The organism is Luteimonas sp. GW821-FHT14E02 (assembly GCF_058803905.1).
The window spans coordinates 201,967-216,446 of record NZ_JBXAPK010000002.1; the positions used below are offsets into that span (position 1 = coordinate 201,967).

Genomic DNA, 14,480 nt, shown 5'->3' on the forward strand with positions numbered 1-14,480 from the left:
TCATGAAAGGACAGCCGAACCGATTTCTCGTCCCAAGAGCGTCGTTGCTGACGTGCGTGCTTGGTATTTCCGCCTTGTCTTCCGGCGCAGCGTCCGCGGCCTCGACGCTGACGCCGGAGCAAGTCGCCGACCTGTACATCCAGGTCTTCGTGAACCGCGATCTCGACAGTGCGCGCCGCCTGAACGAGTACCTCAAGCCGGAGTTTTCCGGCGGTGATGCCTACGACCTGGGCGAGTTGCGCAAATTCGCCGAAGAGAAGCCCCAACAGGACGAGGCGCGAGCCAGGGACATTGCCGCGGAGGCTCCCGAAGCCGAGCGCCCGGTGCTTGCTTCGGCATTCCTGAATTATTTCCAGGGAACCGACCACGTCGTCGCCAATGCGAAGTGCAAGGCGACGACCAGCAAGCTCGGACCGAATGATGTGCAGCGCTCGATGGGCGGTGAAGCGTTCAAGGACGCGGAGATCGCCGAAGTCAGTTTCAGTTGCGAAATTCCGGAATTGGATGCGGGCATCGAACAGGACATCGTCTCGGCTGTTGCGGCGCAGGATTCGGCCAGGCTGGTGAAAGGCACCGAAACCTTTAAGGCCGCGGTCATGACGCCGAAGAAGTGGCGGACGGTGACCGGCACGCATAATTTGTTCCGGACTCGTCCGGACAGTCCATGGAGCAGCGGCGCTGTGGACGAATGGGTGACGCCGATCCTCGCGGGATTGCCCTCGATGCAGCCGCAGCCGACCGAACAATAAGTGTTCAATCACCATGAGCCAATCGCTCCGCGTCGCACTCGCACAGTTTGACTTTCCAGTCGGCGACGTCGCCGGCAATGCCGAGCGCATCGCGGGCATGATCGCCGAGGCACGCGACGTGCATCGCGCCGATGTGGTGCTGTTTCCGGAAATCGCGATCAGCGGCTATCCGCCGGAAGACCTGCTGATGCGGCCGTCGTTCCTCGCCGACTGCGAGGCGGCGCTGCGACGCGTGGCGGCCGGCGTGCGGGGCATCGTCGCGGTCGTCGGCTGGCCGGAATCAGCCGGTAGCGTGGTCTACAACGCCGCCAGCGTGCTGCGCGACGGTCGCGTGGAAGCAACCTACCGCAAGCGCGAACTGCCGAACTACAACGTCTTCGACGAGCGCCGCTACTTCAACGTCGATCCCGACGGTGGGCCATGCGTGTTCGAGGTGAAGGGCGTGCCGGTCGGTTTGGTGATCTGCGAGGACATGTGGTTCGCCGAACCTCTGGCCGACACCGTGCGCGCCGGCGCGCAGCTGGTCCTGGTGCCCAACGCATCGCCGTTCGAGCGCGACAAGCATGCGCAGCGCGATGCGCTGCTTGAGACGCGTGTTGCCGAAACACGGACGGACGGACTCGGCACGGCGGTCGCCTATCTCAACGTGGTCGGCGGCCAGGACGCGCTGGTGTTCGATGGTGCTTCCGTACTGGCTGACGGCGACGGCTTCATCCATCCGGCGGCGCGCGCGTTCGAGGAACATTGGCTGGTGGCCGATTACGCGCCATCGACGCGCAAGTTCACGCTCGTGTCGTGGCCGGCCGAGAGCGAGGAGAGCCGCGACTCGCTGGCCTGGCGCGCGGTCGTGCGTGGCACCCGCGACTACTGCCGCAAGAATGGCTTCGACAAGGTCTGGCTGGGGCTGTCCGGCGGCATCGACTCGTCGCTCGTGCTGGCGATCGCCGTCGACGCGCTGGGCGCGGAGAACGTGACCGCCGTGCGCATGCCCTCGCGCTACACGGCCGATCTGTCCAACGATCTCGCCGTCGAGCAGTGCAAAACGCTGGGCGTGCGCCTGCTGGCGTTGCCGATCGAGAAACCGTTCCAGGGCTTCCTCGATACGTTGTCGGACACCTTCGAGGGGCGCGCGGTCGACACCACGGAGGAGAACCTGCAGTCGCGCGCCCGCGGCGTGCTGATGATGGCGTTGTCGAACAAGTTCGGCGGCCTGCTGCTCACCACCGGCAACAAGAGCGAATACGCGGTCGGCTACGCCACGATCTACGGTGACATGTGCGGCGGCTACGCGCCGATCAAGGACCTGTACAAGACCGAGGTGTTCGCGCTGGCGAAATGGCGCAACGCCGTGGCCGGCGCGCCGGTGATCCCGTGGGAGGTCATCAGCCGGCCGCCCTCGGCGGAACTGCGCGAGAACCAGAAAGATCAGGATTCGCTGCCGCCCTACGACGTGCTCGACGCGATCCTGCTGCGCTTTGTCGACCAGGAGCAGTCGCGCGACGAGATCGTCACGGCCGGCTTCGATGCCGCCACCGTCGATCGCGTGCTGCGCCTGGTGCGGACGAGCGAGTGGAAGCGGCACCAGGCCGCGCCGGGACCGAAGGTCTCGCGCCGCGCGTTCGGGCGCGAACGGCGCTATCCGATCACCAACAAGTATCCCGCCTGAACCACGCGACCGCAGATCGGGCGCGACGCGGATCGGGATTGAATCAAGAGTGTGAAAACGAGAACGCCGCCTTTCGGCGGCGTTCTCGTGATGCTGGGTGTCAGTTGCTCTCTTTCTTTTTCTTTTCGTTGTCCAGCGCCGACTTCTCGCTGGCGAAAGGATTGAGCTTGCGGATGGTCCATGGATAGTCGGGCCAGTCGCCTTTCAAGTACGGGTGCTGCGGATCGTTCATTTCCAGCACGCGCTTGGCATCGTCGGCGAGCGTCTTGTTGCCGAGCTTGTCGTAAGACGCGGCCAGCACGGCCACGGCGTCGTTCTGGTATTCGCTCTGCGGGTAGGTTTCCAGCAGGAACTTGGCACGGTCGGCCGCGCCGACGTAGGCACCGCGTCGCAGGTAGTACAGCGCCACGTCCATGTCATGACGCGCGAACAGGTTGCGCAACGCCACCATGCGCTGGCGCGCGTCGGCGGCGTAGCGGCTGTTCGGATAGCGGTCGGTAACGATGGTGAAGTCGTTGTAGGCCTGGAACGGCGTGGCCAGGTCGCGGCGGCTGGCGTCCAGCTGCCAGACCTTCTGCAGGAACACGGTGTCGCGGTTGGAGTTCACCAGGCCGCGCAGGTAGTACATGTAGGCCGCGTTGCGGTGCGTGGGGTAGGTGCGCAGGAAGCGGTCGATGGAGGAGATCGCTTCTTCGTTGTTGCCCTGCTTGAACTGTGCGTAGGCGGTTTCCACCAGCGCCTGTTCGGTGTACGGGCCGTATGGATACTGCGCGATCAGGCGGCGATAGGTGTTCACCGCGCCGTCCCAGTTGCCGCGTTCCATCGAGGAGTGGCCCTTCTCGAAGATCTGCTCGACCGGCTGGCCTTCCAGCTCGTCCTTGTCCTTCTTGAACATGCCCTTGACCCGCGAGCAGCCGGAGACGGCGAAAACGGCCAGCATCAGCAGGACCAGAATGTGGCGCGGGGCAGGCAGTCGTGGGGTCATATGGGAGCAGGATTGGGCAGGGGCGGCACGAAGGCCGGATAATAGCAGCCCACGCCCGCCGCCCGCGGCCGGCGCCTGAACCGAACCCGTCCATGCCCCAGTCCCCCGATTCCATCGATCCTCGTACCGCGCAGGTGCCCGACAGCGCGGCCGGCCGCCGCTTCGACGCGGTGCTGGCGGAGCTGTTCCCTGAATTCTCGCGTTCGCGGCTGGCGGCCTGGATCAAATCCGGCGATGCCCGCCTGGACGGCGATGTCGCGCGTCCCCGTGATCCGGTGCGCGGCGGCGAGACGGTCACGCTGACGGCGATCCTCGACACCCGCACCGACGACGCGCCCGAGGACATCGCGCTCGATCTGCTGCACGAGGATCCCGACGTATTCGTCCTGAACAAGCCGGCGGGCCTGGTGGTGCACCCTGGCGCAGGCAATCGCGCCGGCACCCTGGTCAACGCCCTGCTGCATCGCGATCCGGCTCTGGCCGCGTTGCCGCGCGCCGGCATCGTGCACCGGCTCGACAAGGACACCTCTGGCGTGATGGTGGTCGCGCGCACGCTGCCCGCGCACACCGCGCTGGTCGCGCAACTGTCGGCGCGGGAAGTGCATCGCCAGTACCTCGCCATCGTGGTCGGCGCCCTGGTCAGCGGCGGCACCGCGAATGCGCCGATCGATCGTCATCCACGCGATCGCCTGCGCATGGCCGTGCGCGACGACGGCCGCGAAGCGATCACCCATTACCGCCTGCACGAACGCTATCGCGCCCACACCGCGCTCGAATGCCGGCTGGAAACTGGCCGCACGCATCAGATTCGCGTGCACATGGCGCATCTGAAGCATCCGATCGTCGGCGATCCGCTCTACGGCGGACCGTTGCGCCTGCCCAAGGGCGCATCGGAGGCGTTGACGACGGCGTTGCGTGAATTCAAGCGCCAGGCCCTGCATGCGCAGACACTGGAATTCAAGCATCCGCTGAGCGGCGAGCCGGTACGCTGCAGCGCACCGGTGCCGGAGGACATGCGGACGTTGATGCGGCTGTTGCGTGAGGATGCGGCCGAACACGCCCAAGTGACGCGGCGATGAAGCGGAAAGGTGTACAGCCCGCGGACTGGAATGTTCCGGCGAACGCGCATGCGTTCACCACGTTGCGCGATGGCCCCGGGTTTTCGCAGGCGCCGTTCGATAGTTTCAATCTTGGCAATCGCACGGCGGCGGACGGCGACGATCCGGCGACGGTCGAGCGCAATCGCCAGGCGCTGGTCGAAGCCTATGGCCTGCCGTCGCAGCCGCGCTGGCTGCGGCAAGTGCACGGCACGCATGTCGCCGTGGAGCCCGTTGCCGTCAAACCCGGTGCCGACGAGCCCGAGGCGGATGCGGCGGTGACGTCAACGCCGGGCACGGTGCTCGCGATTCTCACCGCGGATTGTCTGCCGGTGGTGTTCGCCGCCGTGGACGATGGCGAGGCGACGGGCGTCGGCGCCGCGCACGCGGGCTGGCGCGGATTGGCGGCGGGTGTGCTGGAAGCCACTGTTGCTGCAATGCGTTGTGCGCCAGAACGCCTGGTGGCGTGGCTCGGTCCAGCGGCGGGACCGCAGGCCTACGAGATCGGCGAGGAAGTCTTCGATGCGTTCGTCTCGCGCGACGCGCGCGCGCAAGCCGCTTTCGCCGCGACGCGTCCGGGGCATTGGCGCGTCGATCTGTATGCCTTGGCCCGGCAGCGCCTGGAAGATGCCGGCGTGACGCGCGTGCAGGGTGGCGGGTTATGCACGATCTCGGATTCGCAGCGCTTCTATTCGCATCGTCGAGATCAGCGCACCGGGCGGATGGCGACGATCGCCTGGTTCAACAGCGACTCGTGAGCTGGGGAAGTATCTGTCGTTGCTTTTGCTCGTCGTTCCCGCGAAAGCGGGGGCTTTCAACAGTCGAATGGCTGGTCATCCAGCGGCTTCAATTCTTCAATGGCGGCAGGAAAGACTCTGGATTCCCGCCTTCGCGGGAATGACAGAGAGAGCATTTCGTTACTGCTCCTCGCCCAGCGCTTTCAAATAATCGCGTAACCAGGCGCCGATATCGTGCTCGCGCAGATGCGCCATCATCGCCTGCCAACGCTCGATGCGCTTGTCCTTGGCCATGTTGGCGGCGGTCGCGATGGCATCGGCGACGCCGTCGAGATCGTGCGGATTCACCAGCAGCGCTTCCTTCAGTTCGTATGCGGCGCCAGCCAGCAGCGAGAGCACCAGCACGCCGGGGTCCTCCGGGTTCTGCGCCGCCACGTATTCCTTGGCCACCAGATTCATGCCGTCGCGCAGCGGCGTCACCAATCCCACGCGTGCCATTCGATAGAAGCCCGTCAGCGTGGCATGGGCGAAGTTGCGGTTGACGTAGCGCAGCGGCGTCCATTCCGGTGCGGCATGTGTGCCGTTGATGTGGCCGGCGATCTGTTCCAGCTCATTGCGCAGCAGGCGGTATTCGGAGACCTCGCCGCGCGAGACCGGCGCGATCTGCAGATAGGTCAGGCTGCCGCGCTGATCGGGATGGCGTTCCAGGTATCGCTCGAAGCCGCGAAAGCGTTCCGGCAGTCCCTTCGAATAATCGAGGCGATCGACACCGATGGCGAGCTGACGCTCGTGCAGGCTGCGGCGCAAGTCGCGCACCGCGTTCTTGCTCATGGCCGCGCGCGCCTGCTGGGCAATGAGCTCGGTATCGATGCCGATCGGAAACGCCGCCGCGCGGAAGCGGCGCCCGCCGGGTGCCTCCAGCACGCCTCCGGTAAGCACGCGGCCGCCGCCGAACAAGCGCACGTAATCCTGGAAGCGCTCCACATCGCGGAACGTCTGGAAGCCGACCAGATCGTAGGCGTACAGCGCGGAGAACAGCCGCGCATGTTCCGGCATCGCCGCGACCAGGTCGGCGGAGGGCATCGGTACATGCAGGAAGAAGCCGATCCGTGCGCCGATCCCGCGTTCGCGCAGCAGCGATGCGAGCGGGATCAGGTGATAGTCGTGGATCCAGACTGTGTCATCGTCACGCAGTAGCGGTGCCAGCTTCTCGGCGAACAGCGCGTTGACGCGGCGATAGCCTTCACGCGTCTCGCGGGTGTAGTCGACAAGATCGAGGCGGAAGTGCAGCAGTGGCCAGAGCGTGCGGTTGGCGAAGCCGTTGTAATAGGCGTCGAGGTCGGGCTTGTTGAGATCGATGGTGACGTAGCGGATGTCGCCGTCACGGAGCTCATGCAGCGCGCCGCTGGCCTCGCGCACGGTCTTTCCGCTCCAGCCGAACCACAGTCCACCGCGCTCCCGCAGCGCCGCCTGCAAACCGACGGCGAGACCGCCCGCCCGGCTTTCACCGGGAATGGCGACGCGATTGGAGACGACGACCAGGCGGCTCATGACTGTGCGCTCATAACGGCATGCTCACGAAGCTTCCTGCCAGGAGCGCGACAACCGCATCGCGGCGATGATCAAGCCGACATGCGAATAGGTTTGCGGGAAATTGCCCCAGGCCTCGCCATCGTCGAAGGCGAGGTCTTCGGACATCAGCCCGAGATGGTTGCGGCGCGCGAGGATGCGCTCGAACATCGCCCGCGCCTCGTCCTTGCGGCCGATCGCGGCAAGCGCATCGATGTACCAGAACGTGCAGATGGTGAAGCTGGTCTGCGGTTCGCCGAAATCATCCGCGGCGATGTAGCGGAACAGCGCGTCGCCGCGTCGCAGGTCGCGGCCGATGGCGTCGACGGTGGCGATGAAACGCGGGTCGTCGGCGGCGACGAATCCGATGTCGGCAAGCAGCAGCAGCGAGGCGTCGAGGCGATGGCCGCCGAAGGTGTCGGTGATGTGGCCAAGCCTTTCGTTCCAGGCTTCCTCCAGGATGCGCGCGTGGATGGTGTCGGCGCGCGAACGCCAGTAGGTGGCGCGATCGTCCAGGCCGAGCACGCCGGCGATCTTCGCCAGCCGATCGCAGGCGGCCCAGCACATCGCCGCGGTGTAGGTGTGTACCTCGGCGCGGCCGCGGAATTCCCACAGGCCGGAATCCGGCACATCGAACAGGACGGCCGCACGCTCGCCCAGCGGTTCCAATCGCTCGAAGGCGGAACGATCGCCGGGATCGGCTAGGCGCAGATCGAAGAACAGCTGCGTGGAAGCCAGCACCACGCTGCCGTAGATGTCGTGCTGGTTCTGCGTCCAGGCCAGATTGCCGCGCCGCACCGGCCCCATGCCGCGGTAGCCGAGCAGGGATTCGACTTCGTATTCGTCGAGTTCCGACGAGAAATCGATGCCGTACAGCGGTTGCAGCGAGCCGTCGTGGGTGGCGATGTTGAAGATGTAACCGAGGAACTGTTCCATCGTGCGCGTCGCGCCCAGCCGGTTGAGGGCGCGCACCACAAAAGCGGCGTCGCGCAGCCAGCAGTAGCGATAATCCCAATTGCGCGGCGTATCCGGCGCTTCCGGGATCGAGGTGGTCATCGCCGCGATGATCGCGCCGCTGTCCTCGTACTGGCACAGCTTCAGTGTGATCGCGCTGCGGATCACCGCCTCCTGCCAGTCGAGCGGCACCGACAGGTAACGCACCCATTCGCGCCAGTAGTTGCGGGTGCGTTCGTGCGCTTCGTGCACGTAGCCGGCGATGGAGCGGATGAGAGGCTCGTCGACGCCCAGCACGAGATGCACCGGATGCGTCAGCACGAAGGTCGTCGCGTCGCGCACATAGCGCACCGGCACGTCCGTGGTCAGGCGCAGGGTGAAGTCGGGCAGGCGCCAGCGCACGTGATTGCTGCCCCAGGTCTGCTCGGGCACGTTCGCGCCCCAGTCGGCCAGCGGGCGCACGCGCACACGGATGCGCGGACGGCCGGAGAGCGGCCGCACCTGGCGGATGATGCTCACGGGGCGATAGAAGCGATCGTTTTCGCGCCAGCGCGGTGCGAAATCGATAATTTCCACGGAACCGCCATGCACGTCGCGCAGCACGGTGCGCAGGATCGCGGTGTTGGAGAGGTAATACTGGTCGCTGCTGGCGAAATCCTCCAGTTCGATGCTGAAATCGCCGCCTTCGTGATCGCGTGGCGACAGCAGGGCACAGAATGCGGGATCGCCGTCGAACGCCGGCAGGCAACTCCAGACCACGCGTCCGCGCTTGTCGAGCAGGGCGCCGAAACTGCCGTTACCGATCACGCCGAGATCGAGGTCCTGCGGCGATGCCGATGTGTTCATGAGATGACTCCCAGCCAGGCGCGCACCGCCGCCGGATCGCGCAATCCGCAGCGTGCCGCGCTGTCGCGTTCGCGCGCCGGATCGCCGATCAGAATGCTGGTGCCGCCGCGTGCGTTGACCTGGACGAAACCGCTTTCGTCGGTGAGATCGTCGCCAGCGAACACCGGGACCCGGCCCGCGAACGGCGGCGCTTCGAGGAAGGCGACGATCGCGTCGCCCTTGTCGGCATGCCCTGGTCGCAGTTCCACGACCTGCTTGCCATGCTGTAGCCGGTATCCCGGCAGGTGGGACAGCGCGTGCAACGCGAATGCTTGCAGCAGATGTTCCGCTGCCGGTGCCTGCCGCCAATGCAGCGCGAGCGATGCGATCTTGTCTTCGACGACGACGCCATCGTGATCGCGCGCCAGGCGGCGGGCTTCCTCAAGCAACGTGTCGAGTTCGGGAGGTGCGATGGCGGCGACGTCGTCGCGGCCGTGCTGCCGGCGTTCGATACCATGCAGGCCGGCGGCATCGAATCGCGACGGCGCGAACAGATCGTCGAGAGTGGCGATGGTGCGACCGCTGACCAGCGCGAGCGCGCCGCCGAGGCGCACGCGCAAGGTTTCCAGCCGTTCGCGCAATCCCGCCGGAACGACGACCGCATCAGGCGTTTCGGCCAGCTCGAGCAGGCATCCGTCGACGTCCAGGAACAGGGCCCAGTCGTCGGCGGGTGCCGGCGGCGCCGGCCGTGCATGCGAGGCCGAGGACGCCGTGCGGGGGGCGGCAGTCTCGTGATCGGTGCGTGACATTGATTCCACATGTTGGCCTGTTCACCCGTAAACTTACGTAAACGACCGTAAACCACGCGTTCTCGCAGTCACTCTTTGAAGTCCGTCACATGACGCCCACGTTGTTCCAGAGCTTGCTCGGCGTTTCGTTCTACGCGCTGCCGCCTTCCGTTCGCGCGCTGCACGAGATTCGCGGAAAAGGCCGTTATGTCGGACGCGCGAGCATTACGCGCGGCCGCAATCCGCTGGCGCGGCTATGCGCGGCGCTCACGAGGCTGCCGCCCGCCATGCAGGACGTACCGGCGACGGTCGACTTCGATACGAAAGCCGCGAGCGAGACCTGGACGCGCCATTTCGGCGGTCCCACGGGCCGCGTGCATCGCATGCGCTCGCGCCTGCGCCTGCGCAATCGCCTGTTGGTCGAACGGCTCGGACCGATGCAGTTCCGGTTCTCGATATGCGTCCACGAAGCGGCGATCCACTGGCATGTGGAAGGGGCGCGCCTGTTCGGTCTGCTGCCGCTGCCGGCGTCGTGGTTCTCCCGGGTGACGTGTCGCGAGGGTGAGGAAGCCGGGCGCTATACGTTCTTCGTGGATGCCGCGATGCCGTTGATCGGATCGCTGGTGCGCTATGAGGGCTGGCTCGAGCGCGAAACGGATACCGCCGCGATCCTGTCCAATCCCGCTTCCGCCGGTGTCGTGGTTCGAACCGAAGCCACGCTTTCCGGGCAAGTCTAGGCAGCGATGGAGCGACTTCCCGTTGCGGACGGCGAAGCGGTCGTGGTCTTTGACGGCGTCTGCGTTCTATGCAGCGGTTGGGTGGATTTCCTGCTGCGCCACGATCGTCGTGGGCAATTCCGTTTCGCCGCGATGCAGACCGAGGCGGGGCGTGCGTTGCTGGCGGGCAGTGGTCTCGATCCTGACGATCCGCTGTCATTCCTGTTCATCGATTCGAAAGGCGCGCATACCGATAGCGATGCCGTGCTCACGATCCTGGCGCGCGTGGGCTGGCCCTGGCGCGTGGCGGGCGTGTTTCGCCTGCTGCCGCGCGCGTTGCGCGATCGCGGTTATCGCTGGCTGGCGCGCAATCGCTATCGCTGGTTCGGCAAGAAAGAGGCGTGCTACCTGCCGGATGCGGAGACGCGCCATCGCTTCCTCTAAACAGGCCATCTCGTTCGCGCGATGCCCGGAACGGGGCGTTGCGCGCGGGATGACGGATCGGCAACGGCACATCGGCGATACTGTCATGCCCGTTTGGAGATTCCGATCATGACCGCACACAGCCGCGCCGAACTGGCGGAAGTGCCGGGCGTCGCCCGTGAACGCGATGCCGCGACCCGCGAGTTCGTCTTCAACCACACCATGCTGCGCGTCAAGGACGCGCAAGCCTCGCTCGATTTCTATACCCGTGTGCTCGGCTTCACGCTGGTGCGCAAGATCGATTTCGAGCAGGCAAAGTTCTCGCTCTATTTCCTCGTCCTGGCGGACGACGGCAACGAGATCCCAGACAGCGACGCCGACCGCAGGCAATGGCTCGCGCGGCAGCGCGGCGTGCTCGAACTCACCCACAATCACGGCACCGAGCGCGAGGAAGGCCGCGTCTATCACGACGGCAACAGCGAGCCGCGCGGGTTCGGGCACATCTGCGTGAGCGTTCCCGATCTGCGTAGCGCGTGCGAGCGGCTGGAATCGCTGGGCGTGACGTTCCAGAAACGCCTCAGCGATGGGCAGATGCGGGATATCGCCTTCATCAAGGATCCCGATGGCTACTGGATCGAACTGATCCAGCCAACGCCGTTATAGGCCCGTCATTCCGGCGGAAGCCGGAGTCCGGCATTTCAGCCAGACATTCAAGAGCTGGGACCCGGCTTGCGCCGGGATGACGAGCAAAGAGGATGGGGATCAGTCAGAAGGCGTAGCGCACGCGAGCGTAGTAATACGCGCCGTTGCTGCCGATCGGCGAGAGCACGTCGTAGGGCAGGTTGCCGAAGTAGGCGATGTCGTCAATCGAGCGGTCGGGATAGTTGTCGGTGAGGTTCTGTCCGCCGATCGCGACCTGCCATTGCGGCGTGATGCGGAATTCGGCCTCGGCATCGAGCTGCCATTCCGCGCCGTAGGTCTGTTTTGGCGTGAAACCGCCGCCGAAATCGAAGATGCGCGTGGCGCTGCCATGACGGCTCACGCGCGCGAGCAGCGACCAGCGCTCGTCGTTCCAGTTGGCGCTGAACTGTGCGCGCGTGCGCGGCGTGGCGTCGGTGAGCGTGTTGCTTTCCTCGATGCCGAACAGGATGTAGGCGGGATCGATCGCGCTCAGCTGCGACGGCGTGGCGACGATGCGCTTCAGTTCGGTCTTGGCATAGCTATAAGTGCCGGTGAGCCGCAGTTCGCCGCCGGCCAGCGCGTGGCGCCAGTTGGTGACCAGTTCCGCGCCTTCGGTGCGGGTGTCGGCGGCGTTGACGAAGAAGCTCGCGCTCTGCACGCCGGTCACGCCGAAACGGTCCTGCACGAACTGTTCCAGCGCATCGCCGGTGATGCTTTCCGACAGCGCGACGCGGTCGTCGATGTCGATGCGGAACAGGTCCAGCGACAGGTCGAAGTGCTCGCCGATGCGGCTGGTGAAGCCGAGGCTGAAATTGCGCGAGGTTTCCGGATCGAGCGAGCGCGCACCAAGCGCCTGCGCGATCGGATTGTTGACCGACAGCAGCCGGCCCGTGGTCAGTCGGCCCGAGGCGTCGTAACCGGTGGAGGTGGACTCAAAGCCGATCTGGCTGAGCGACGGTGCGCGGAAGTTGTTCGACACCGCGCCGCGCAAGGCGAAGGCGGGCGTGAACTCGTAGCGCGCGGCCAGTTTGCCAGTGAACTGGCCGCCGAAGTCTTCATAGTGCTCGTAGCGCGCGGCGATGTCGGTGGAGAATTTCTCGCCGAACTGACTCGACAGGCTGGCGTAGGCGCTGGCGACATCGCGGGCGAGATCGGCCTCGTCCTGCGGCGTGAGGCCGCCACCGGCCTGCGAGCCGGTCGGACGGTCGGTGAGCGGCCCGGCGGCATACGACGCCGGATCGCCGGCGTGGGTGCGGTAGTCCTCGCGGCGGAATTCCACGCCGGCGGCGAAGGTGTGCGTGCTGTTGCCGCCACCAAAGCCGCGGCTGAGATCGAGATTCGCCACCGTCTGCTGGAAGGCGTAGTCGCCAGTGCGGAAGCGCGTCGGGCTGCCCGGCCCGAGCGAGGCGTTGAGCGAATTGCGCAGGCGATAGGTGAAATCGTTGAATCCATAATTGAGGCTGGCGTCGTAATCCCACGCCCCCCATTGCCCGCGCACGCCGCCCACCAGCGCGGCATCGCGGTTCTCGCCCAGCGATATCGGGCGATAGCCGTTGGGATACACGGACTTGAAGTTGGCGACGCCGTCGGGATAGCGGAAATAGTTGGCACCCTCGGTGTCGCTTTGGTGCCAGGTGCCGAAGAGATACAACTCGCTGGTTGCGCCCAGTGGCAGTTCGCTGTTGAACCAGGCGTTGATGTCCTTCGACGCGCCGTCGCCGAGCACGTAGTTGCGTCGGCCGGCGAGGGCGAGATTGTCCGGCGTCTGTTCCTCGAAGAACGGAATCTGGTCGAAGCCGGCGCGATTGGTCGCCTCGCGATTCTTGAACTCGATGCCGACGCGAAGGAAGCCGCCATCATCGCCCAGCCGTGTACCGACCTTGCCGCTGAGGAAGGTCGTCTGGCCATCGGTGAGCGTGCGGTCGATCGGTTTCACGTCGGTGTGATGCGCGCCGAAGCTGGCTTCCAGGGCGCCGCCCTCGGGCGCGTCGTCGAGGATGATGTTGATCACGCCGGCGACGGCGTCGGAACCGTATTGCGCGCCGGCGCCATCGCGCAGCACCTCGATGCGTTTGACGGCGCTGACCGGGATCGCGTTGAAGTCGACCGGTGTGGTGCCCTTGCCGATCTTGCTGTCGGTGTTGACCAGCGCACTGACGTGGCGGCGCTTGCCGTTGACCAGCACCAGCACCTGATCGGGGCTCAGGCCGCGCAGCTGCGCGGCACGCACGTGGTCGGCGCCGCCGGAATTGGATTGGCGCGGGAAATTGAACGACGGCAGCAGGGCCTGCAAGGCGCTGCCGAGTTCACCGTTCAGCGCGGCGGCCTTGCGGATGTCCTCGGCGCTGAGCACGTCGATCGGCGCGGTGGATTCCAGCACGGTGCGGTCGTGCGCGCGCGTGCCGGTGACGATGACGGCGTCGAGCGTGGTGGCGGAGTCGTCGGGCGCGGGCTGCGTGGTGGATTGCGCGAACGCGGCGCCGGCGGACGCGAGGGCGATGGCGGCGCACAGCGGCGTCACGGCGGGGTGAGGCATGCAGATTGTTCCTGAGGTGGGGCGTGGGGGCGGGATGGGGCGTCGCGAAGCTGAATCACCGGGTCTCGTCCGCCGCGCGGAAGCGAAGCAGCGCCCTGACGCCAGGCATCCCCCGCCAACCTTCGCTTTCCGGTACGGCCGCGTCAACCGATCGATGGTTATCTGCACATATCGCACGGAATCCTGTCACGCGTGCGGCAATCGCTGGCAAACTCGCATACCTCGAGTTCTGTTCCGAAGCGGAATCCCCATGATCTGGCGAACCCTCGTGCTTTCCGTGCTGCTGGTCACGGCCGGCTGCGCCACCCAGCAGGACGCCCGCCGTTCCGATGGCGTCACCTCGGAAATGCAGGGAGATACCGCGCGTCCCGGGCATGCGACGGCGGGCTGGATCCGCAGCGAGCTGTATTTCGGTGTCGGCACCGAAGGCGATACCGCAACGGAGATCAACGAAACGCGCTGGCGTGCCTTCCTCGACAAGGAGGTGACGCCGCGTTTTCCCGATGGCCTCACGGTCTTCGATGCCTACGGGCAATGGCTGTTTCGCGGCCAGGGCAAGGCCGAGCCGGAACGGCTGAAATCGAAGGTGCTGGTGATCCTGCACGAGGACACGCCGCAGCGCCGCGCCGACATCGAGGCGATCCGGCTGGCCTGGAAACAGGCCACGCACCACCAATCGGTGCTCTGGTCGCAGCAGCCGGTACAAGTCTCGTTTTGAGAACGTAGAGCGTGTCATGGCCTTTGGGGTGCGTGC

13 protein-coding genes are annotated in these 14,480 nt (G+C 65.9%); 8 read left to right on the top strand and 5 right to left on the bottom strand.

What is annotated here, in order from left to right; genetic code table 11:
- The first annotated feature begins 2 nt into the window (after positions 1–2).
- The gene (locus AC1RNP_RS03935) at positions 3–749 is read left to right on the top strand and encodes a hypothetical protein (protein WP_493049947.1); all 747 of its coding nucleotides are present in this window, start codon (positions 3–5) and stop codon (positions 747–749) included.
- 13 nt (positions 750–762) lie between these two features.
- On the top strand, positions 763–2,415 hold the full coding sequence (locus tag AC1RNP_RS03940; protein ID WP_493049948.1) for an NAD+ synthase: 1,653 nt from the start codon (positions 763–765) through the stop codon (positions 2,413–2,415).
- 100 nt (positions 2,416–2,515) lie between these two features.
- On the opposite strand, the gene AC1RNP_RS03945 is transcribed toward AC1RNP_RS03940, so the two are convergent.
- Complete coding sequence (locus AC1RNP_RS03945; RefSeq protein WP_493049949.1) at positions 2,516–3,400, bottom strand: outer membrane protein assembly factor BamD; 885 nt, start codon at positions 3,398–3,400, stop codon at positions 2,516–2,518.
- A gap of 92 nt (positions 3,401–3,492) precedes the next feature.
- On the opposite strand from AC1RNP_RS03945, the gene rluD reads away from it, so the two are divergent.
- Both rluD and pgeF read left to right on the top strand, forming a co-directional pair.
- On the top strand, positions 3,493–4,479 hold the full coding sequence (gene rluD / locus AC1RNP_RS03950; RefSeq protein WP_493049950.1) for a 23S rRNA pseudouridine(1911/1915/1917) synthase RluD: 987 nt from the start codon (positions 3,493–3,495) through the stop codon (positions 4,477–4,479).
- On the top strand, positions 4,476–5,255 hold the full coding sequence (pgeF, locus tag AC1RNP_RS03955) for a peptidoglycan editing factor PgeF (RefSeq protein WP_493049951.1): 780 nt from the start codon (positions 4,476–4,478) through the stop codon (positions 5,253–5,255). The genes rluD and pgeF overlap by 4 nt, the downstream gene beginning before the upstream one ends.
- Positions 5,256–5,414: 159 nt before the next feature.
- Here pgeF and otsA read toward each other — a convergent pair whose 3' ends face one another.
- The 3 genes from otsA to otsB are packed head-to-tail and all read right to left on the bottom strand — an operon-like array spanning position 5,415 to position 9,391.
- On the bottom strand, positions 5,415–6,785 hold the full coding sequence (otsA, locus tag AC1RNP_RS03960; RefSeq protein WP_493049952.1) for an alpha,alpha-trehalose-phosphate synthase (UDP-forming): 1,371 nt from the start codon (positions 6,783–6,785) through the stop codon (positions 5,415–5,417).
- Positions 6,786–6,809: 24 nt separating this feature from the next.
- Entirely contained in the window at positions 6,810–8,603 is a 1,794-nt protein-coding gene (locus tag AC1RNP_RS03965; RefSeq protein ID WP_493049953.1) for a glycoside hydrolase family 15 protein, read from the bottom strand.
- Positions 8,600–9,391 carry a trehalose-phosphatase gene (gene otsB, locus AC1RNP_RS03970; protein ID WP_493049954.1) on the bottom strand — a complete coding sequence of 264 codons (792 nt, stop codon included), beginning with the start codon at positions 9,389–9,391 and terminating at the stop codon, positions 8,600–8,602. Before otsB ends, AC1RNP_RS03965 begins: the two co-directional genes overlap by 4 nt.
- 89 nt (positions 9,392–9,480) lie before the next feature.
- Between otsB and AC1RNP_RS03975 the strand changes: the two genes are divergently transcribed.
- From AC1RNP_RS03975 to gloA, 3 genes are all read left to right on the top strand, one after another.
- The gene (locus tag AC1RNP_RS03975; RefSeq protein WP_493049955.1) at positions 9,481–10,107 is read left to right on the top strand and encodes a DUF4166 domain-containing protein; all 627 of its coding nucleotides are present in this window, start codon (positions 9,481–9,483) and stop codon (positions 10,105–10,107) included.
- A 6-nt stretch (positions 10,108–10,113) separates the two neighbouring features.
- Positions 10,114–10,530 (top strand): thiol-disulfide oxidoreductase DCC family protein, encoded by a 417-nt coding sequence (locus AC1RNP_RS03980; protein ID WP_493049956.1) that lies wholly within the window; start codon positions 10,114–10,116, stop codon positions 10,528–10,530.
- A gap of 108 nt (positions 10,531–10,638) precedes the next feature.
- A complete protein-coding gene (gene gloA / locus AC1RNP_RS03985) occupies positions 10,639–11,172 on the top strand; it encodes a lactoylglutathione lyase (RefSeq protein WP_493049957.1) in 534 nt (177 codons plus the stop codon).
- 103 nt (positions 11,173–11,275) lie between these two features.
- Here the strand turns inward: gloA and AC1RNP_RS03990 are convergent, their stop codons facing one another.
- The gene (locus AC1RNP_RS03990) at positions 11,276–13,726 is read right to left on the bottom strand and encodes a TonB-dependent receptor plug domain-containing protein (protein ID WP_493049958.1); all 2,451 of its coding nucleotides are present in this window, start codon (positions 13,724–13,726) and stop codon (positions 11,276–11,278) included.
- 250 nt (positions 13,727–13,976) lie between these two features.
- Here AC1RNP_RS03990 and AC1RNP_RS03995 point away from each other — a divergent pair, with 250 nt between their 5' ends.
- The gene (locus tag AC1RNP_RS03995) at positions 13,977–14,444 is read left to right on the top strand and encodes a DUF3574 domain-containing protein (protein ID WP_493049959.1); all 468 of its coding nucleotides are present in this window, start codon (positions 13,977–13,979) and stop codon (positions 14,442–14,444) included.
- Positions 14,445–14,480 lie beyond the last annotated feature (36 nt).